We start from the raw sequence: 19,837 nt of genomic DNA, 5'->3' as shown, positions 1-19,837 counted from the left end.
CCTGTATATCCGGTGCTGTGGCGCAGGGGTGACATGATTCCGCGCAACTTGCAAACGATTGCAAGAATCGGCTTGCAAACGTTTGCAGGTGAGCTAGGCCATGCCCGGGTCAGCGCCGCAGAAGCGCGACTTCCCGAGAGGAGAATGGTCATGAAATTGCGTTTCGCGCTCTACGCCGGCGTCGCCCTGCCGGGCCTGCTCGCCGCCGCCACCCCCGCTCTTGCCCAGGACACTGCCGACGAATCGGTGGCCCAGGGCGAGGAGATCATCGTCACCGCCGTCGCGCGCGGGCAGAACCGGATCGAAAGCTCGGTCTCGGTCAGCACCATCGGCGCCGAGGCCATCGCCAACCTTGCCGCGCCGTCCGCCGCCGATCTCATCCGCCAGATCCCGGGCATCCGCTCGGAAGCCTCGGGCGGGGAGGGCAATGCCAACATCGCGGTGCGCGGCATCCCGGTCTCCACCGGCGGCGCGCGCTACATCCAGCTCCAGGAGGATGGCCTCCCGATCCTCGAGTTCGGCGACATCATCTTCGGCAATGCCGACAACTTCCTGCGCGCCGACCGATCGGTCGCCCGCGTCGAGGCGGTGCGCGGCGGCTCGGCCTCGACCTTCGCCTCCAACGCGCCGGGTGCGGTCATCAACTTCATCTCCAAGACCGGCGAACGCGAAGGCGGCGCGATCCAGGGCAGCGTCGGCCTCGACTTCGAGACCTACCGCCTCGATTTCGACTACGGCGCGCCGCTGTCCGACACGCTCTCCTTCCACATCGGCGGCTTCTACCGCACCGGCGAGGGCCCGCGCGACATCGGCTACAACGGCTATGACGGCGGGCAGGTGAAGGCCAACATCACCAAGACCTTCGACGGCGGCTACGTGCGCCTCAGCGCCAAGTATCTCGACGACCGCACGCCCACGATCCTGCCGCAGCCGGTGCGCGTCACCGGCACCAACGCCAACCCTAACTATCAGGCGATCCCCGGCTTCGATCCGCGCACCGACAGCCTCTACAGCCCCTTCCTCACCCCGGCGCAATCGCTCGACGGCAACAATAACCCGGCCTCCTACGACTTCCGCGACGGGCTTTCGGTCAAGAGCCTCGCCTTCGGGATCGAGAGCGAGATCGACGTGGCGGATGGCTGGACGCTCACCAACCGCTTCCGCTTCGCCGACAATTCGGGGAGCTTCATGTCGCCCTTCCCGGCCGAGGCGGGCGCCGCGCAGGGCATCGCCAACGGCATCGGCGGGGCGGGCTCGAGCATCGTCTTCGCCACCGGGCCGAACGCGGGCCAGGTCGCCAACGCGGCCACGATTGGCGGCAACGGCCTGCTCGCCAACATCGTCAATTTCAACGTGCGGCTGAACAGCCTCGACAACATCACCAACGATTTCCGGATCAACAAGGAATTCGCCTTCGCGGGCGGGGCGACGGCGAATTTCACCACCGGCTTCTACCTCTCGCGGCAGTCGATCGACACCGACTGGCTGTGGACGAGCCACGTCCAGACCGTCGAGGGCGATGGCCGCGCGGTGCTGGTCAATATCCGCAACGCCGGCGGGCAGACCGTCACCCAGAACGGCCAGGTCGCCTACAGCGCGAGCTTCTTCGGCAATTGCTGCCGGCGCTCCTACGATGTCGACTATTCGACCTACGCGCCCTTCGCCTCGCTCTCGGTCAACACCGGGCGCCTGACGCTGGACGCCTCGGTGCGGTATGACTTCGGCGATGCGAGCGGCTTCATCGCCGGGTCCGACAGCGGGTTCGGCACCGGCGTCACCAGCTTCGATTTCGACCGCAACGGCGCGATCAGCCGCGCCGAGGCGCAGACCGCGGTGATCCCGCTCGGCAATGCCCGGCCGGTGGACTACAGCTTCGGCTATGCGAGCTTCTCGCTCGGTGCGAACTACCTCGTCACCGACGATCTGGGCGCCTTCGTGCGCTATTCGCAAGGCGGGCGCCACACCGCCGACCGTTCGCTGTTCTCGCCGGCGGTCAGCCCCGTGACCGGCGGCTTGCCGGGCGGCGACGAGGGCGTGATCGCGCGGGTCGATCAGCTCGAGGCCGGGCTCAAGTACCAGTCCGGCGGGCTCGGGCTCTACGCCACCGGCTTCTACGCCAAGACCCGCGAGACCAATGTCGACATCGCCCCGCTGGTGCTGTTCGACACCGAATACGAGGCCTTCGGGCTCGAACTCGAGGGCAGCTATCGCACCGGGCCTTTCACTTTGAGTGCGGGCGCGACCTGGACCGACGCCGAGATCAAGGACGCGCTCGATCGCACGGTGATCGGCAACCGGCCGCGCCGGCAGGCCGACCTCGTCTATCAGGCGACCGCGCAATACGACAGCCGCCTGTTCACGCTCGGCGCGAACATCGTGGGCACCACCGACAGCTTCACGCAGGACAACAACCAGCTGAAGCTGCCCGCCTTCGCGCAGGTCAACGCCTTCCTCGCGGTGCGGCCGATCGACCGGGTCGAGATCGGGCTGAACGCGGCGAACCTCTTCAACGCCACCGGCTTCACCGAGGCGGAAGAGGGATCGATCCCGGCCAACGGCATCGTGCGCGCACGCTCGATCGCCGGGCGCACGGTGCTCGCTTCGGTGCGCTTCGACTTCTGAGGCGTTGGCCACGTTCGGGGCCGGCCGCCCCTCTCTCCCCTGCGGCCGGCCCCATCTGATTTGTGAGAAGGCATGACGCAATGATGGCCGCGATGAATGCCGCGCGTAACGCGACCGGGGGCGCCTGGACCGCCGAGCACGTCAGCCGTATTGCGGCGGGCGGCGCGGGCGGCGGGGCGCTGATTCCGCCTGTCGGCCCGGGCGCGCGCGGGGGGCTCGCGGCGGACCGGCTGTATTGGGATATGTGGCCGCTCCAGGACGCGGCTGGGCGGCAGGCCATGCCAGCGGGCCGTGAGTTGTGGATGGCGTTGACCGCGCCCGACCGGGGGGACCCGGCGCTCAGGCATTTCGAGGCGAAGATCCACTGGCTCGAGCGGGCGCCCAATGAGAATGGGACCGTGTGGCACGACCGCGGCCCGGTGCTGCCGACGGGCGAGGTGCCCTACGAGCGCGAATGGGCGGGCTCCGCGCTGTTCGACGATGGGCGCGTGACTCTGTTCTTCACCGCCGCCGGGTGCAGCCGGCGGGCGGGCGGCTACCGGCAGGAGCTGTGGTCGGCCTCGGCCAATGTCGGTGCCGACGGCTGGCCGCAAAGCTGGTCCGTGCCCGCGCCGCTCGTCGATCACTATGGCGCGGATTATATGCCCGCCGATGCCCACGAGGGGCTTCCGGGCGCGATCAAGGCGTTCCGCGATCCGGCCTTCTTCCGCGATCCCGCCGACGGGACCGAGTGGCTGGCCTTCACCGCCTCGCTCGCCGGATCGCCGAGCGCCTTCAACGGCGCCTTCGGGCTAGCCCGCCGTTGCCCCCGTCTAGGGTGGGTCCTGACCCCCCCTTGCCTCCATGCAGAGGGCGTCAACAACGAGTTAGAGCGCGCTCACCTGGTGTTTCACGTGAAACATTACTACGCCTTCTGGTCGACGCAGACCGCGACCTTCGCGCCCGATCTGCGCCACGCGCCGGGAGGGCTCTACGGGATGGTGGCGGACAGCATGGCGGGCCCGTGGCGGCCATTGAACGGCACCGGCCTGGTGCTCGCCAACCCGGCCGACCGGCCGCTTCAGACCTACAGCTGGTTCGTCGACGCGGACCTCAGGGTCTCGAGCTTCGTCGACGTGCTGCCCGACGGCAGCTTCGGCGGCGTCCCCGCGCCGCTGCTCCGACTGGAGCTCGATGGCGAGCGCGCAGGGCTAGCCGGCTGATGCTCGGCGCGATCGAGGCCGGGGGCACCAAGTTCGTGCTTGCGGTAGGCGAAACGCCCGATGCGCTGGCGGCGCGGCACGTCATTCCTACGCGGGCGCCCTCCGAGACGCTGGCCGAGGCGGCGGCGTGGTTCGCCGCGCAAGGCGGCGTCGAGGCGCTGGGGATCGGCAGCTTCGGCCCGGTGGAGCTGGACCGCGCCTCGGACCGCTGGGGCTTCATCACCAACACGCCCAAGCCCGGCTGGGCGGATTGCGACATCGCCGGGTTCTTCGCGAAGGGGCTGGGGGTTCCGGTCGGCTTCGACACCGACGTGAACGCCGCTGCCCTCGCCGAACACCGTGCCGCGGGGGGCGGGGCGGGGAGCCTCGCCTATCTCACCATCGGCACCGGGATCGGCGGCGGGGTGGTGCTGGGCGGGGAGGCGGTCCACGGCATCGCCCACCCCGAGATCGGCCACATCTACCCTCGGCGGCACCCACAGGACACTGAGTTTGCTGGGATATGCCCGCATCACGGCGACTGCCTCGAAGGCCTCGCCAGCGGCCCGGCGATCTTCGCGCGGTGGGGTAAGTCGCTCTCGGACCTGCCTGCCGACCACCCGGCGCACGCCATCATCGCGGAATATGTCGCGCAGGCCTGCCACACCCTGTTCGCAAGCGTGGCGGTGGAGCAGGTGGTGATCGGCGGCGGGGTGGCCAGCACGCCCGGCCTCGTCGAACGCATCGCCGAGCGCGCCCGCGCGCTCGATGCCGGCTACCTCCCCGGCGGGGCGCGCCACCGTGTGATCCGCCCGCGCCTCGGCGGCGATGCGGGGATCGTCGGCGCGATGCTGCTCGCGCAAGGCGCCGCAGGGGCTTGAGCCCGCGCCGCTGGCCCGCGATACTCGCGAGCGGGAGAGACGAGGAGAGCCCCGCCATGATCCGCCTGACGCTCGCGCTGCTGGCGTTGATCGGGATCGCTGCGCCGCTGGCCGCGCAGGAGACCGGACGCTTGCTGGAATACGAGATTGTCGCCGCCGCCGGGCTCCCCGACCAGCGCCTGACGATCTGGCTTCCGCCCGGCTACGATGCCTCGGACCGCCGCTATCCGGTGCTCTACATGCATGACGGGCACAACCTGTTCGAGCTTAAGAACAGCAATTTCAACAAGATCTGGGCTGCCGACAAGGCGATGCTGGCGGCCGTCGAGACCGGCACGGTCGAGCCGCACATCATCGTCGGCATCTGGGCGCCGGGCGCGGACCGCTACCGGCAATACCTGCCCCGCAGCGCCTATGAGGCCGCAACCGGCGCCTTGCGCGCGCAGATGGACCGGAGCGCGAACGGGGAGGTGGTCTCCGACCGCTATCTAGCGTGGATCGCAGGGCCGCTGAAGAGCTGGGTCGACGCGAGTTTCCGCACTCGCCCGGGCCGCGACGACACCGCCATCGTCGGTTCGAGCATGGGCGGGCTGATGAGCTGCTACGCCTTCCTCGAGCGCCCGCAGGTGTTCGGCCGTGCAGGCTGCGTCTCCTCGCACTGGCCCGCGGTCGACCCGCGCACGGTGGAGGGCGAGAGCGAGGCCGTGAAGGCGCTGTGGGACGGCTGGTTCGCCGCGCGCCTCGGCGCTCCGCAAGGGCGGCGGGTGTGGCTGGACCACGGCACCGCGACGCTCGACCAGTATTACGCGCCCTACCAGCAGGTCGTCGACGCGCGGTTTGCTGCGGCGGGCTGGCAGAAGGGCCGCGACTGGCAGAGCCGCGTCTACGCGGGCGCCGAGCACGAGGAGAACGCCTGGGCCGCGCGGCTCCCGGAGGTGTTCGGGTGGTTGCTGGCGAAGGATTAGCGCCAATTCTCCCCTCCCCTTGGGGAGGGGCTGGGGGTGGGGGTTCCCACCTTCGATAGGGCAGAGCCCCCACCCCCCGACCCCCTCCCCGAGGGGAGGGGGAGAAGATGTCACCGCAGCGCGAATGCCTCCTTCGCCAGCCGTTCCACCGCCGCCCGGTCCGGCGCGCCCTTGGGCGAGACCCACGAGCCGCCCACGCACAGCACCGGATCGAAAGCCAGCCATTCCGGCGCGTTTGCGAGGCTGATCCCGCCGGTGGGGCAGAAGCGGACATTGCCGAAGGGCGCCGCCAGCGCCTTCAAGGCCGGGAGGCCGCCCGCTGCCATCGCCGGGAAGAACTTGAAGCGCTCGAGCCCCAGGTCGAGCCCGCGCATGATGTCGCCCGCATTGGCGATGCCGGGGAGGAAGGGCACGCCGCTGGCGATAGCGGCGCGCCCGAGCGTCTCGGTGAGGCCGGGCGAGACGATGAACTCGGAACCGGCTTCGAGCGCCGCGTCGAGATCGCGGGGATTCGTCACCGTCCCAGCCCCGACAATCGCGCCTTCGACCTGCTTCATCGCCCGGATCGCCCCGAGCGCCGCCGGGGTGCGCAGGGTGACTTCGAGCACCCGCAATCCGCCTGCCACCAGTGCCTCGGCGAGCGGGACAGCGTGGGCCTCCTCCTCGATGACGATCACGGGGATCACGGGCGCGATGCGCATGATGGCGTCGATGGTCATCACAGGTCTCCCATCGCCAGCATCGCGCTCGCGCCCCGTTCGGCCCCGTCGGCGAAGCGGCGGAACATCCCGAACAGCTCGCGGCCCGTGCCGAGCTCGGCGCGCGGTTCGGATGCGGGCTCGCGGGCTTCGAGGTCGGCGGTGGTCGAAAGTTCGCCCGTCACGGCGCAGACACGCACGACGTCCCCGTCGCGCAGCCGCGCCAGCGGGCCGCCACCGAGCGCCTCGGGCGTGCAGTGGATCGCCGCCGGGACCTTGCCCGATGCGCCCGACATCCGCCCGTCGGTGACCAGCGCGACCTTGTGCCCGCGATCCTGGAGCACGCCCAAGGGCGGGGTCAGCTTGTGGAGCTCCGGCATCCCGTTGGCGCGCGGGCCCTGGAAGCGGACCACCACCACCACGTCGCGATCGAGTTCGCCCGCCTTGAAGGCCTGCGCGACCGCCGCCTGATCGTCGAACACTCTGGCCGGCGCCTCGACCGTCCAGCGCGCGGCGTCCACCGCCGAGGCCTTGAAGCAGGCGCGCCCGAGGTTGCCCTGAAGGAGGCGCATCCCCCCGTCCGCCTTGAAGGGGTTGCTTACGGGCCGCAGCATCGTCTCGTCACCCGCCTCGCCCACTTCGCGCCAGATGAGGTCGTCGCCCTCCAGCCCCGGTTCCTTCGCGTAATCGGCGAACCCGCCGCGCCCGACGGTGAGGATGTCGGGGTGGGCGAGGCCCGCTTCCAGCAGCTCGCCTACGACAAAACCCATGCCGCCGGCCATGTGGAAGTGGTTCACGTCGCCCGAGCCGTTGGGGTAGATCTGCGCGATCAGCGGGACGGCGCTCGACAGCTCCGAAAGGTCGTTCCAGTCGAGGATGATCCCCGCCGCGCGGGCCATGGCGGGCAGGTGGATCGCGTGGTTGGTCGAGCCGCCTGTCGCCAGCAGGCCGACGGCAGCGTTAACGATCGCCTTCTCGTCCACGCAATGCCCCAAGGGCCGGTAGTCGTTGCCGCCCGGCCCGATCTCGGCGACACGATGGACGGCGGCGCGGTCCAGCGCCTGGCGCAGCTTCGTTCCGGGGTTGATGAAGGCGCTGTTGGGGATGTGCAGCCCCATCATCTCCATCATCATCTGGTTCGAATTCGCCGTGCCGAAGAAGGTGCAGGTGCCCGCCGAATGGTAGCTCGCCATCTCGCTGGCGAGCAGTTCGGCGCGGGTTGCCTTGCCTTCGGCGTAGAGCTGGCGGACGCGCTGCTTCTCCTTGTTCGGAATGCCGGTCGGCATCGGTCCGCCGGGAACGAAGATGGTGGGAAGGTGCCCGAAACGCAGCGCGCCCATCAGGAGGCCGGGCACGATCTTGTCGCAGATGCCGAGCATCAGCGCGCCCTCGTACATCGCGTGGCTCAAGGCGACCGCGGTGCCGAGCGCAATCACATCGCGGCTAAACAGCGAGAGCTCCATGCCCGTCTCGCCCTGCGTTACCCCGTCGCACATCGCCGGCACGCCGCCCGCGACCTGCGCCGTCGCGCCGACCTCGCGGGCGTAGATCTTGAGCCGCTCGGGGTAGCGATAGTAGGGCGCGTGGGCCGAGAGCATATCGTTGTAGGCGGTGACGATGCCGATGTTGGGGCCGCTCGCCGCCACCAGCGCCGCCTTGTCGTCTCCGGTGCCGGCATAGGCGTGGGCGAGGTTCGAGCAGGACACCGCCGGGCGCTTGCCGAGGTTGTCGGCCTCGCGGGCGATGAGATCGAGATAGGCCTGCCGGGACGCCCGCGAGTTTTCGATGACGCGCTGGGTCACGCGGTGAAGGGTGTCGTTCATGCGATCCTCCCCTGCAAGGGGAGGGGGACCGCGACCCGCAGGGTCGGGGGGGAGGGGCGAGCGGCGGCGCCCCGCTGGATCAGCTTGCGGATTGCGGTTGCCCGCCCCTCCACCACCCTGCGGGTGGTCCCCCTCCCCGTTCCGGGGAGGATGAGGTCGCTCTCACTCATGCCACGTCACTCCGTCCCTTTCGGCGAGCGCGATCGCTGCGCTCGGGCCCCAGGTGCCTGCGGTGTAGGCCTTGGGGGAGAGACCCTCCGCCTCCCAGCCGGCACGGATCGCGTCCACCCATTCCCACTGCGCTTCCACCTCGTCGCGGCGCACGAACAGGGTCTGGTCGCCCTCGACGAGATCAAGCAGCAGGCGTTCGTAGGCGATCCGCCGCACCGCGCCCGAGAAGGCATCGGGCATGGCGATGTTGAGCGGCACCTGCCGCAGGCGCAGCCCATCGCGGTCCAGCCCCGGCACCTTGGCCATCAGCGAGAGCGTGATGTTCTCCTCCGGCTGAATGCCGATCACGAGCCGGTTGGGCTGCATTGTCGCGCCCCTCCCCGCGAAGATCGAATGCGGCACGCAGGCGAACTGGATGACGATCTCGGTCACCCGGCGCGGCATCCGCTTGCCGGTGCGCAGATAGAAGGGCACGCCCTTCCAGCGCCAGTTGTCGACATGGGCCTTGATCGCGACGAAGGTCTCGGTGGCGCTGTCCTTGCCCAGCTCCTCGTCGTAGCCCGGCACCGCCTGCCCGCCGATCGCGCCCGCGCGGTATTGCCCGGTGACGGTCTCGCCGGCCGCGACCTTGCGCAGCGCGCGCAGCACCTTGACCTTCTCGTCGCGCACCGCGGTCGCGTTGAAGTGGGCCGGGGGCTCCATCGCGACCAGTGCGAGAAGCTGGAGCATATGGTTCTGCACCATGTCGCGGACCGCGCCGGCATCGTCGTAGAAGGCGACACGGCCCTCCAGACCCACGGTTTCGGCCACGGTGATCTGCACGTGGTCGATATGCGCCGCGTTCCACAGCGGCTCGAACATGAGGTTGGCGAAGCGCAGCGCCAGAAGGTTCTGCACCGTCTCCTTGCCGAGATAGTGGTCGATGCGGAAGATGCGGGCCTCCGGGAAGGCGGCGGCGACCGCGTCGTTGATCTCGCGGCTGGTGGCAAGATCGGTGCCGAGCGGCTTTTCGAGGCACATCCGCACCTCTTGGCCGGTGAGCCCGGCCGATTGCAGCCCCTTGATGGTCGGCTCGAACAGGCTGGGCGCGGTCGACAGGAAAATCGCGAGGCCGCGCTTGGGCCGGCCGACCTTGGTCGCGAGGTCATCATAGCCCTCGAGCGTGGTGGCATCGAGGGTCTGGTAGCTGAGACGATTGAGGAACCCTGCCATCTTGCCGCGCCGCTCGGCAGGCAGGTGCTTTTCCAGCGCGGCGCGGGCGAAATTGCGGTACTCGCTATCGCTCATGGCGCTGCGGGCGGTGCCGACGATCTTGAGATCGGGGGCGAGCAGACCGTCGGCATCGAGCGCGAAGAGGCTGGGGAGGAGCATCCGCTGGGCAAGGTCGCCGGTGGCCCCGAACAGCAGCAGACGGTCAGCGGTGAAGCTCATGCGCGAAGGCCCCTTGTCTTGCGGGCCCTACCTAGGCCCCCCGGCCTCACCCTGCCACCCCGGCGCATACTTATTCAAGCCGGGCCGCAGCTTACGCGGGCCTTCTGGCGTAGACCCCGAAGGCGCCGATGATCGCGTAGCAGGCGACCGGCAGCGCCAGCGCCACGGCAAGGCTCCCGCTCGCATCGGCGATGATCCCCGTGAACAGCGGGATGATCGCGCCGCCGACGATGGCGATGTTGATGATCCCCGAACCGTCCGCCGCGCGCGCGCCCAGCTTCTCGCAGGCGAGGCTGAAGATGGTCGGGAACATGATCGCGTTCATCAGACCGACCGCCAGCAGGCTGTAGCCCGAGACCGCGCCGCTCGTCCCGGTGGAGACCAGCACCAGCGCGATCGCGCCCGTCGCCGCGCCGGCAAGGACGAGGCCCGGGCTCGCCACGCGCAGCACGGCCGAGCCGATCAGCCGGCCGACCAGCGCGCCGCCCCAGTAGAGGAAGATCATGTCGCCCGCCCCGCGCTCGGTGAGGCCCATCACGCCCTCCTGCATCAGGTAGTTCACGATCAGCGAGCCGATCGCGACCTCGGCGCCGACATAGAGGAAGATGCAGGCCGCGCCGAAAGTGAAGCGGGTGCGGGTGAGGAGGCCATTGCCCCACAGCCAGACCGCCGGCCCGCCGACGAGCAGCGCCGCGCCGGGCAGCTCGCTGCCGTTGATGACCAGCCAGCCGCCGAGCCCGATCGGCACCAGCCCCGCGGCATAGCGGCCCGGCGTGGTCAGCGCGGCCTCCCGCTGCGCGCCGGCATCGTGGGGCAGCTCGTTGCGATAGACCCACACCACCGACGCGATCACCGCCAGCGCGGCCGCGAGGCCGATATAAGTCGATACGATCGCCGCACTTTCTGCGGTGCGGTAGGCGTCGAGCTCGGCGCCGCTCAGCTGCGCGGCGGAGACGCCAGCCAGCCCGCCGAGGATGAGGCCCGAGCCCACCCCCGGGAAGATCGTGGTGCCGAGGCTGTTGAAGGCCTGCGCGAAGGTGAGGCGGCTGTGGACCGTGCGCTGCGGGCCGAGCAGGCTGATCAGCGGATTGGTCACCACCTGCACCACCACCACCCCGCTTGCGAGGATGAACAGCGCGGCGAGGAACAGGCCGTAGGTGGCGGTCTGGCTAGCGGGAATGAACAGCAGGCAGCCCGCCATCATGGTGAGCAGGCCGACGACGGCGCCGCGCATGTAGCCCACCCGCTTGACCAGCTCCGCGCCCGGAATGCCGATCAGCAGATAGGCGGTGAAGAAGCAGAACTGCACCAGCATCGCCTCGGTGTAGTTCAGCGTGAACAGCTCCTTCAGCTTGGGCAGGATCACGTCGTTGAGCGAGGTGATGCCGCCGAAGATGAAGAACAGCGCGAAGACGAAGTAGTTGAGGCCCGGAGCATCGACCTGTGGCGCATCATCGTCGCTTGCCTGCGGGTCCGTCAGGCGCGCAGGCGCCGGTGCGATGGCCATTCGTCTCTCTCCCCTGCGACCCGTCTCCCGGGCCGTCCTCGGCCGCAGCTTTGCGCGAGCGGCTGCGACATGGCCAGAGTGAATAGCAATGCATCCCCGCCTTGCGCGGCGGTGTCCACAGGCCGTAGAGAGGCGGCATGACCTCGGGAACGCGCAGACGGCCGACATCCTTCGATGTGGCGGAGCGGGCCGGCGTGAGCCAGCCGACGGTCAGCCGTGCCCTGTCGGGATCGCCCGCCATCGCCGAGGCGACCCGCCGCAAGGTCATCGCCGCGGCCGAGGCGCTGGGTTATTTCGTCGACGAGCGCGCCGCGCGCCTGCGCCGGGGATCGACCGGCACGCTGGCGGTGGTGGTGATCTGCCGCGAGGGGGACAGCGCCGCCAGCATCAATCCCTTCGCCTATGCCCTGCTCGGTTCTGTGTGCGTCGCCGCCTCCGAACGCGGGTTCGAGACGCTGGTCTCCTTCCAGTCGCGCGAGGGCGAATTCTTCGGCCACCATCAGGAACAGGGCCGCGCGGACGGGCTGATCGTGATCGGCACGACCACCAATGCGGCCGCCTGGGAGCATTTCCGCGGTCTCGACGCGGAGGGGCGCCGCGTCGCCTACTGGGGTTCGCCCTTCGACGATCTCGATTGGGTGCGCTCGGACAATCGTGCGGCCGGGAGGCTGGCGGTCGAGCATCTGCTGGCCGCCGGCTACAAGCGCCCCTGTTTCCTCGGCGCGCTGAACACCCCGCAGGTGCAGTTCACCGAGCGCTGGGAGGGCTATGCCGAGGGGATGCGGGCGGCGGGTCTCGAACCCTGCCTTGCCCCCACCGTCAACGCCCCCACCCGCGAGGAGGAGGGCCGCCGCGCGGCGCGGCGGTTGATCGAGCGCGGGGAGAGCGTCGACGCGGTCTTCGCCGCCTGCGACGCGATGGCGCTGGGCGCGCTCGAGGCCTTTGCCGCCGCCGACATGGCGGTGCCCGGCGAGATCGGGGTGATGGGCTTCGACGATCTCGTCGCGGGCCGCTTCAGCCGCCCGCCGCTTACCACCATCGCCCCCGACCCGGCCGAGGCGGGGGCCGCGCTGGTCGAGGCGGTGCTGGACGAAGGCGACACCGCCCGCCGCCGCGTGCCGGTCAAGCTGATCGCGCGGGGAAGCACGGCAAGGTAATCCTCCCCTTCAGGGGAGGGGGACCATGCGCAGCATGGTGGAGGGGCACGCGCCGCTGCTCCGAACCCGTGAAGTTTCGATCAGCCGAGCGCGCCTCTTCACCCCGACCCTGCGGGTCGCGGTCCCCCTCCCCTGAAGGGGAGGATTACCCGTGCGCGCCGAATTCGTTGGCGATGGCGGTGGCAATGCGCAGCGAGAGCGCCTGCGCCCGCGCGATGGGCGTCATGAAGTCGCGCTCGTAGGCGCCGTAGCCTTCCTCGCCGCCGTCCGGGTAGTCGCTCGGCTCGTCCAGGGGGAAATCGCGCGGGCCGGGGACGCGCACCGGGAAGGCGCGGCGCAGCTGGGCGAGGGCTTCCTCCACCCGCAGCGTCAGCACCATCTCGATCACGTCGCTGCGGCTGATGTCGTTCGCCCGGCTGAAGGCCGGGACCGCGACGATCTTCAGCAGCATATGCTGGAGCAGCGCCAGCCGCAGCGCCTGGAGCACCCCGATCCGGCGGCGCACCTGCTCGCGCGCCTCGCCCGCACCGCTCTCGCCGGGCAGGAGCGCCAGCAGGCGGTGCAGCTTCAGCGCATCGATCCTGAGGCGCGAGGCGAGGCGGCGGAACACCCCCGTCCGATCGTCGCCGACGAGATACTCGGCCAGCGCCGCGCAGGCGGGCGCGAGGTGGTCCTCGGTGCCGCGATAGGTGCGGCTCGCCCAATAGGCCGAATTGAACAGCTCGCCATAGGCCGCGACGGTCTTGATGCTGGCGAGCGCATTGGCGGCCCTGACGAGCCGCATGATCTGCCGCCCGCGGGGGGATTCCGCAAGCAAGGCAGCGATCTCCTCGCGGTTCCCGTCGGCCGCGCTGCCGATCCCGGCGATGACGTTGACGGGGTAGCCCAGTTGCTGGAGGATCGCGTTGTGCGGGATCGCGCGGATCTGCCTGAGGCTCATCTCGCGGTCGGCGCTGATGTCGCTCTGGCGGCGCGAGACGCGGCTGCCGGTGGGGTTCAGGAGCCCCAGCCCGAAGGCCGTCACCGCGCGGGCATAGGTGCGGCTGGCGAGGTGATCGCCCTGATGCTCCTTCACCGCCCGGTAGAAGTCCAGGCTCACATCGGTGCGGTGATAGAAGGGATCGGCCGGGGCTTGCGTGTCGGCCTCCGCCGGGCGCGCCTCGGCAATCCGGCTGAGCGTCGCGAGCGCCAGTTCGGGCGTGGCGAAGAACAGGTAGCCGTCGCCGCCCTGGAAGCTGACCTCTGGCTCGAGCCTTATCCCGGCGCGGGCGAACCTGCGCCGTGCCCATGGGGAGAGCGGCCATTCGAGCCGGTCTTTCAGCGAAGCCGGGTGCGCCCCGCGACCCATGCTTTCGCCGTGGGTGTTGAAGACGAGCGCCGCCACATCGCCGAGGCCGTTCGCCGCCATCGCCTCGGCGAGCCGGCCCTGGAGGCGCTCGATGGCGAGCGCGGCGGGCACCTGACCGACGAAGCGCCCGGCGTCCGAGAACCCGGTCTGCACCGCGACCCGCCCCCGCGCGCGGGCATAGGCGCGGTAGGCGGGCTCGGCGAGCAATGCATCGAGGAAACGCCCGCCGTGTTCGAGCGCGGTCTCGGTCTCGAACAGGGGCGAGACATCGACCTTCTCATCCACCCCGAACAGCTTGGCGAAATAGAGCGCGGCGAGCACCGTTGCAGGCTGCTCGCACTCGGCCACCAGCATCCGGATCGGCGCGTCGGCATCGATATGCTTGAGGATCTGCGCCATGGCGAGAAACTGGCGGATCGCGGTCGAGCTTTCGGTGGCGAGCGCGGCGAAGTTGGTGCGCAGCGGGCGCGCTTCCTCGACCAGCTTGCGCAGGGTCGCAATCGCGCCCTTGCTGGCGAGGTCGAGCACCTCGGCATCTTCGCCCAATCGGCGGCGCACCGCGTTGTGAAGCTGCTTGGCGTTCACCCGGAAGTGGATCCAGCCCATGCCCAATCCGTCCGCCCGCATCGCGGCAGCGAGGGTGAGAAGGCGGGCGGCGCGCTCCGGCGGTGCGTCTGCCGCTTCGCCCTCGAGTGCGGCGATCATCGGGGCAAGGGTGAGGAGGTTGTCGGGACTATGCGCCGTCAGCCGGTTGGCGGCGGCGGCCAGCGCCTCGGCGCCCGAGAGGTCGGCCGCGAAGTCCTCCGCCCGCGCGGCGGCGAAGGTGGCAGCGGGGCGCAGGGTATCGAGCAGCAGGTGGCCTGCGTCCAGCACCTCGAGGCTCGCGGTGTAGCGGGCCAGTCGCTCGGCCTTCTCGGCGAGGCGGAAGCCGATCGAGGTGTGCCAGCCGATGTCGGTGCGCCCGTCCATGTCGTAGCCGACCCAGGTGGCGAAGCGGAACGGTAGGGGGCGCAGGGTGCGCCACTGTTCGGGCCATCGCTCGCGTGCCTCCCCGAGCAGCCGGGCGACGATCGCATCGCGGGCGTCCTGCGCGCGGGCCATCGCCGCCATCGCGGCGCGGTGCTCGTGTTCGAGCGTCACCGCCGTGCGGTCGGCCGGAACGGCGCAGACCGTGTCGTCGACCGCGCCCGGCGCCGAGGCTGCCGCTGCGACGCCCGCGCTCTGCGCCGGCGTGAGGAGGAAGGTCGGGTGCGCGGTGAAGACCGCGTGCAGCTGCGGGCGCTCCCAGCGCGCGGCGAAGCATTCGAAATCCTCCCCTTCTGCGGCCAGCGGCGCGGGCGGGGCCTGCGGCGTCACCAGCGCGCGCAACCGGTTCGCGCGGGCCTTGAGTCCGTCGCATTCGAGTCCCGCCACCAGCGCGGCAAGGTCATCGAGGCTGACCCCGCCCCCTTCCAGCGCCCGCGAGATGTCGAGCGAAAGCTGGAACACCGGGTTGAACAGCGGCGTCTCGCGGGTCCGCTCGTGGAGCGCGCCGAGCCGGGATTCGAGGTCCGCGAGGCTCCTCATGTCGCCGCCGCCGGGTGCTCGGCGGCAAAGGCCGCCGCCGCGCCGAACAGGCCAGGCTGCGGGTGGACGATCAGCTTGACCGGTATCGAGGCCATCAGGCTCTCGAAACGCCCCTTGGCCTTGAAGCGCGCGGCGAAGCCCGAGGTCAGCAGGGTCTCGCGGATGCGATAGCCGAGCCCCCCGGCGATGCACACGCCCGCAAAGCCGCCCTGCGCCAGCGCAAGGTCGCCCGCGACCGATCCCAGCGCAAGGCAGAAGCGGTCCACGGCAGCGGCGGCGAGCGAATCCTCGCCGCCTGCCGCAAGGGTCCAGATCTCGACCGCGTCGCGCTCGGGCACGGTGCGGTGCTCGAGCGCGGCGAGTGCCTGGTAGATGTCGACGATGCCGGGGCCGGCGACCACGCGCTCCACCGAGACGCGGTTGTGGCGGCGGCGCAGGCGGGCGAGGATCGCGTCCTCGATGCTGTCCAATGGGGCGAAGTCGATGTGCCCGCCTTCGGTCGCCTGCACGCGGTAATGCTCGCCCGAACGGTAAAGGTGCGCGACCCCCAATCCGGTCCCCGGCCCGATCACGCTGATCGTGCCCTCGCGCCCGAGGGGCGCATCGGGTCCGGCAAGGTGCAGGAACTGGCTGTCGTCGGCGCGCGCCACGGCATGGGCGACGGCGGCGAAATCGTTGACGAGGGTGTAGTCGGCAACGCCCAGCTTCTCCGGGATCAGCGCCGGGCGGATGATCCACGGGTTGTTGGTGAAGCGGATCACGGGATTGGGATTGCCCGGCGTGCCGACCGGTCCGGCAATCGCCATGCTGACGGCTGGGGGCAAGGCACCGCCCTTGCGCGCGCGGAAGGCCTCCCAGGCGGTCTGGAAACTGGCATGGTCAGCGGTGTGGAGCGTCTCGGGCTCGCCGAGCTGGATCGTCCCGTCGGGAAGGATCGCGGCAATCGCGAAGCGGGCATGGGTCCCGCCGATATCGACCACCACCACGTCGCGCGCCATGCTCACCATCCCCTCGCCGATCCTGAGCCAGCTGCCTAGCAGGCGGCACGCGAAATTCCCACGCGCCGCATACTTATTCAGATCTGCGGTGCCGCGCCGAGGACGAGCAGCGCCTGCCTGCGCCGGGTCCGAGGCCTAGCCGGCCTCCGATGGAGGGAGCTAGCGAGGACCGAAAAGTGCAGCCCCGGTTCTAAGCCCGGGGCGGCGGCGCAAGCGCGCGAACCCTCTCCCCGCCGGGGAGGGGGCAGGGGGAGGGGCCCCCGCCAGCGGCCACGCGCGAGGCCCTCCGGGCCGAGCCCCCCGCTCCCCTCCGGCGCTGCAGCCGGAGAGGATGCGCGGCCCCCCAGCCGTTTACTGGACGCCCATTTCTTTGAGCAGGCGCTGCGCCCCGTCGACCTTCTCCATGGTCCACAGCATGAAGCGGCTGTCGACGTGGATCGTGCGGTTGATCGCCGGATCGTACATCCAGTCGCTGACCACGCCCTCGATCGTGCCGTCGAAGGCAAGGCCCACGAACTCGCCCTTCGCATTCAGCGTCGAGGAGCCCGAGTTGCCGTTGGTGATGTCGACCGTCGACATGAAGTCCACCGGCAGCGTGCCCAGTTCCGCCGCCGCATAGCGGCCATAGTCCTTGGCCTTGATGAGGTCGATCATCTTGGCCGGCGCGTTGAATTCGCCGCGCCCGGTGTGCTTGGCGAGGAGACCTTCCGCCGTCGTGAAGGGCGTCCAGACCTGTCCGTCGACCTTCTTGCCGGTGACCTTGCCGTAGGTGAAGCGCAGCGAGCCGTTGGCGTCGGGGTACATCGCCCGGCCTTGCGAGGCGGCATAGGCGAGCCGCGCTTCCATCACCGCCGAGCGGGCCTTCTGGACCTTGCCCGACAGCGCCTTGTCGGCCGCCTCGCCTGCCAGCGCTTCATCGGAAGTGGCGACGGCGAGCCGGATGAAGGGATCGCTCGAGGCGCGGAAATCCTCCGGCGACTTGCCCATCCACTCCATGCGCTTGGCGGTGTTGCCGAGCTCGGTTGCGGCATAGAAGGAGGCAAGGTCGCGGCCTTCCATGAAGGCATCGAAGCTCTTGATCCGCTGCTCGGCCGGCAGCGTGCGGTATTCGGCGATGCCGTCCGCCCACAGCGCCTGGTCGATCGCGGGCACGTAGCGGCGCTCGATGATCTGCATCCGCTGGGTCATGAAGGTGCGGTCGCGCTCCTGATACCCCGGCTCGCGGTCCTTCTCGGGCTTGGCCTGCTCGAGTGCCCAGCGGTAGAGCGTGCGCGCCGCGCCGTAGAGCTGGCCGCGCGCGAGCATCCCCTTCTTGGCGTCGGCGAGCGCGGTGCTGTCGCTCTCGAGCACCAGCCGGTCGAGCTCGGCAAGCGCCGCGCCGTACTTCGCCTCGCGCCCCGCATCAGCCTTGATCCACGCCCGGAAGGCGGCTTCCTCGGCCTGCTTCTTGGCGACGAGCGAAATGGCGTCGGCCCCGGCAAGCTGCCCGGCGATCTTCTTCTCGTAGTTCTCCACGCCTTGCAGCGTCGCGGCATAGGCGATGGTCGCCGCCTGATTGCCCTCGGTCAGCTCGTCGATGCGGTCACCATAGGTGGCGAGCATCTTCTGCTGATAGGGGTAGAGTTCCTCGTAGTAGAAGCGCGCCTCCTCGGCGGTGCGCAGGCGTTCGGTCACGCCGGGGAAGCCCGCGACCATCACGAAATCGCCTTCCTTGACGCCCTGCTTGGCGATCGGCAGCCAGGCCTTGGGCTTGAACGGCACGTTGTCCTTGCTGAAGGTCGCCGAGGAACCGTCGGGCGCGACATAGGCGCGGTAGAAGGAGAAGTCGCCGGTGTGGCGCGGCCACATCCAGTTGTCCTTCTCGCCGCCGAAATTGCCGACCCCGCCGGCCGGCGCATAGACGAGCCGCACGTCCTTGATCTCGAGCTGCTGCTGGAGCCAGTACTGCGCCCCGCCGAAATAGGCGCGCACGTCGCAGCGGCGGTTGGCTTGGCGTTCGCACGCCTCGATCAGCGCGGTGCGGTTGGCCTGCAGGCGGTCATAGCGGGCGCGCCCATCGAGCTTCTCGGCGCCCTTGAGCATGGCGGCGGTGACATCGCGCAGGTCCTCGATCACGTAGACCCGGCTACCGGGCGCGGCAGGCAGTTCGTCCGCCAGCGTCTTCGCAAGGAAGCCGTTGGTGAGGTAGTCGTTCTGCGGCGAGGAATTGTACTGGAGCGATCCCGCCACGCAGTGGTGGTTGGTCGCCACCAGGCCTTCGGGCGAGAGGAACGCGGCCGAACAGCCGCCCAGCGAGGCGATCGCAGTGAGCGGCGGGCGCTGGAGGTCGCCCAGGGTCTTGGCATCGAGCTCGAGCCCGGCGGCCTTCATCTGTTCGGCGATCGCGGCGGTCTGGCTCGGCAACCACATCCCCTCGTCTGCCATGGCGGCGTGCGGCAGGGCGGCGATCAGGGCGGACGCCCCGGCCAGCAGGAACTTCTTCATCGTCGGGTACCCTCTCTCAAGGCATTGAACGCGCCGCTTGGCGCATGGCGCGCGTGTTAGGCGAGATGGCGGGGCGGCGGAAGGGGCGAATGCGACGTTCCGGCAATCGCCGCCGCATCGGGGTTCAGCACCAGCAGCAGCCGCGCGCCGCCCCTGGTGCCGACGATGGGCGGCGAGCGGTGGATCGCCGGGCGACCCGCGCCGAGCTTGCCCTTGAACAGGCCGACATCGAAGGCGTCGAGGCGGTTGATGCGGAAAGGCTCCTCCCCCGCGGCGACCCGGTCGGCGTCCGCATGGTCGAGCCAGTCCGTGCCTTCGCCAACATAGGTGGTGATGAGCCGGGCGGTGACATAGTCGGCGTGGAACTTGCGGCAGGAATCGCTGCGCACCACCTCGAGCCGCAGCTCGAAGCGTGCGAGCGCGAGCGCATCGCAGAACAGCCGCGCGAGGCCCGCCGTGTCCTCGGCGAGCGCGCGGTGCAGCGCCGCCCCGCCGCCGAAACCACCCGCCGCGAGCTCCGCGGCGAGCCGGTCGGCAAGCCCCTCGGGCTCGGCCGTGAAGCGCAGGTCGTGGGGCGTCCCCTCCACCAGCGGCGCGAAGTCGGCGAAGGGCGCGCGGCGCCAGACCGCGAGGCTGCAATCCGGATCGGCGATTCGCCGGAGCACCCCGGAATTCTCGCTGATCGTGGCAGAGGGGTCCAGCAGGGTGGCCATGGGTTGGGTGTTCCCGGAAAATAACGTAATGTTGTATCATCCCTTATCGCTAGAGCGACGGGGTGGCAAGGCTCTGGCCTCAAAAGGCTCTTGCGAGCGATTATCATCTGGGCCAAGGAGCGCCCCACGCATTTCCCTGCACAAGGACACCGTCTCCGATGAACAGCACCCTCAGGATCTGGACCCAGCTCGGCCTCGGCACGGCGCTTGCGGGCGGGCTGCTCGCCGCGTGCAGCGGCGGCGAGGCGGGCGGCGAAGGCGGCGAGGGGGCGACCCCGGCGCCGACCGCAGC

At 70.0% G+C, this 19,837-nt stretch carries 13 protein-coding genes; 5 read left to right on the top strand and 8 right to left on the bottom strand.

The features are described from left to right. Window positions 1-150 precede the first annotated feature (150 nt). The 4 genes from OPU67_RS13945 to OPU67_RS13930 all read left to right on the top strand — a co-directional run bounded on the left by OPU67_RS13945 (window position 151) and on the right by OPU67_RS13930 (window position 5,649). Window positions 151-2,622 carry a TonB-dependent receptor domain-containing protein gene (locus tag OPU67_RS13945; protein ID WP_267620666.1) on the top strand — a complete coding sequence of 824 codons (2,472 nt, stop codon included), beginning with the start codon at window positions 151-153 and terminating at the stop codon, window positions 2,620-2,622. A gap of 80 nt (window positions 2,623-2,702) precedes the next feature. Then, on the top strand, window positions 2,703-3,824 hold the full coding sequence (locus OPU67_RS13940) for a glycoside hydrolase family 68 protein (protein WP_267620664.1): 1,122 nt from the start codon (window positions 2,703-2,705) through the stop codon (window positions 3,822-3,824). Then, the gene (locus OPU67_RS13935) at window positions 3,824-4,684 is read left to right on the top strand and encodes an ROK family protein (RefSeq protein ID WP_267620662.1); all 861 of its coding nucleotides are present in this window, start codon (window positions 3,824-3,826) and stop codon (window positions 4,682-4,684) included. Before OPU67_RS13940 ends, OPU67_RS13935 begins: the two co-directional genes overlap by 1 nt. A 56-nt stretch (window positions 4,685-4,740) precedes the next feature. Further along, the gene (locus tag OPU67_RS13930) at window positions 4,741-5,649 is read left to right on the top strand and encodes an alpha/beta hydrolase (protein ID WP_267620660.1); all 909 of its coding nucleotides are present in this window, start codon (window positions 4,741-4,743) and stop codon (window positions 5,647-5,649) included. A gap of 110 nt (window positions 5,650-5,759) precedes the next feature. Here the strand turns inward: OPU67_RS13930 and eda are convergent, their stop codons facing one another. The 4 genes from eda to OPU67_RS13910 form a co-directional block, all read right to left on the bottom strand. Beyond that, window positions 5,760-6,368 (bottom strand): bifunctional 4-hydroxy-2-oxoglutarate aldolase/2-dehydro-3-deoxy-phosphogluconate aldolase, encoded by a 609-nt coding sequence (gene eda / locus OPU67_RS13925; RefSeq protein WP_267620658.1) that lies wholly within the window; start codon window positions 6,366-6,368, stop codon window positions 5,760-5,762. After that, window positions 6,368-8,170, bottom strand: coding sequence for a phosphogluconate dehydratase (gene edd, locus OPU67_RS13920; protein ID WP_267620656.1), 1,803 nt, complete (start codon window positions 8,168-8,170; stop codon window positions 6,368-6,370). Before edd ends, eda begins: the two co-directional genes overlap by 1 nt. 162 nt (window positions 8,171-8,332) lie before the next feature. Then, on the bottom strand, window positions 8,333-9,772 hold the full coding sequence (gene zwf, locus OPU67_RS13915; protein ID WP_267620654.1) for a glucose-6-phosphate dehydrogenase: 1,440 nt from the start codon (window positions 9,770-9,772) through the stop codon (window positions 8,333-8,335). Between the two features lie 91 nt (window positions 9,773-9,863). Beyond that, window positions 9,864-11,279: a sugar MFS transporter gene (locus OPU67_RS13910; RefSeq protein ID WP_267620652.1), complete on the bottom strand. Its 1,416-nt coding sequence runs from the start codon at window positions 11,277-11,279 to the stop codon at window positions 9,864-9,866. Between the two features lie 137 nt (window positions 11,280-11,416). On the opposite strand from OPU67_RS13910, the gene OPU67_RS13905 reads away from it, so the two are divergent. Then, complete coding sequence (locus OPU67_RS13905) at window positions 11,417-12,436, top strand: LacI family DNA-binding transcriptional regulator (RefSeq protein WP_267620649.1); 1,020 nt, start codon at window positions 11,417-11,419, stop codon at window positions 12,434-12,436. A gap of 145 nt (window positions 12,437-12,581) precedes the next feature. Here the strand turns inward: OPU67_RS13905 and OPU67_RS13900 are convergent, their stop codons facing one another. The 4 genes from OPU67_RS13900 to OPU67_RS13885 form a co-directional block, all read right to left on the bottom strand. Continuing rightward, window positions 12,582-15,350: a phosphoenolpyruvate carboxylase gene (locus tag OPU67_RS13900; RefSeq protein WP_267620648.1), complete on the bottom strand. Its 2,769-nt coding sequence runs from the start codon at window positions 15,348-15,350 to the stop codon at window positions 12,582-12,584. After that, entirely contained in the window at window positions 15,347-16,348 is a 1,002-nt protein-coding gene (locus OPU67_RS13895; protein ID WP_267620646.1) for a glucokinase, read from the bottom strand. Before OPU67_RS13895 ends, OPU67_RS13900 begins: the two co-directional genes overlap by 4 nt. Window positions 16,349-16,699: 351 nt before the next feature. Beyond that, the gene (locus tag OPU67_RS13890) at window positions 16,700-18,832 is read right to left on the bottom strand and encodes a S46 family peptidase (protein WP_267620644.1); all 2,133 of its coding nucleotides are present in this window, start codon (window positions 18,830-18,832) and stop codon (window positions 16,700-16,702) included. Between the two features lie 56 nt (window positions 18,833-18,888). Next, window positions 18,889-19,545 carry a DUF1826 domain-containing protein gene (locus OPU67_RS13885; RefSeq protein WP_267620642.1) on the bottom strand — a complete coding sequence of 219 codons (657 nt, stop codon included), beginning with the start codon at window positions 19,543-19,545 and terminating at the stop codon, window positions 18,889-18,891. Window positions 19,546-19,837: the final 292 nt, after the last annotated feature.

It is taken from the genome of Erythrobacter sp. WG, from assembly GCF_026586795.1.
Lineage (GTDB): Bacteria > Pseudomonadota > Alphaproteobacteria > Sphingomonadales > Sphingomonadaceae > Erythrobacter.
The sequence above is the reverse complement of the archived record's forward strand: the minus strand, read 5'-3'. Positions and strand labels throughout refer to the sequence as shown.

Bases quoted from the DNA above. Each gene is read 5' to 3' on its own strand.
- OPU67_RS13905 (WP_267620649.1), top strand. From the start codon at position 11,417: ATGACCTCGGGAACGCGCAGACGGCCGACATCCTTCGATGTGGCGGAG.
- OPU67_RS13900 (WP_267620648.1), bottom strand. From the start codon at position 15,350: ATGAGGAGCCTCGCGGACCTCGAATCCCGGCTCGGCGCGCTCCACGAG.
- OPU67_RS13945 (WP_267620666.1), top strand. From the start codon at position 151: ATGAAATTGCGTTTCGCGCTCTACGCCGGCGTCGCCCTGCCGGGCCTG.
- OPU67_RS13935 (WP_267620662.1), top strand. From the start codon at position 3,824: ATGCTCGGCGCGATCGAGGCCGGGGGCACCAAGTTCGTGCTTGCGGTA.
- OPU67_RS13940 (WP_267620664.1), top strand. From the start codon at position 2,703: ATGATGGCCGCGATGAATGCCGCGCGTAACGCGACCGGGGGCGCCTGG.
- OPU67_RS13930 (WP_267620660.1), top strand. From the start codon at position 4,741: ATGATCCGCCTGACGCTCGCGCTGCTGGCGTTGATCGGGATCGCTGCG.
- OPU67_RS13890 (WP_267620644.1), bottom strand. From the start codon at position 18,832: ATGAAGAAGTTCCTGCTGGCCGGGGCGTCCGCCCTGATCGCCGCCCTG.
- OPU67_RS13895 (WP_267620646.1), bottom strand. From the start codon at position 16,348: ATGGCGCGCGACGTGGTGGTGGTCGATATCGGCGGGACCCATGCCCGC.
- OPU67_RS13910 (WP_267620652.1), bottom strand. From the start codon at position 11,279: ATGGCCATCGCACCGGCGCCTGCGCGCCTGACGGACCCGCAGGCAAGC.
- zwf (WP_267620654.1), bottom strand. From the start codon at position 9,772: ATGAGCTTCACCGCTGACCGTCTGCTGCTGTTCGGGGCCACCGGCGAC.
- eda (WP_267620658.1), bottom strand. From the start codon at position 6,368: ATGACCATCGACGCCATCATGCGCATCGCGCCCGTGATCCCCGTGATC.
- edd (WP_267620656.1), bottom strand. From the start codon at position 8,170: ATGAACGACACCCTTCACCGCGTGACCCAGCGCGTCATCGAAAACTCG.
- OPU67_RS13885 (WP_267620642.1), bottom strand. From the start codon at position 19,545: ATGGCCACCCTGCTGGACCCCTCTGCCACGATCAGCGAGAATTCCGGG.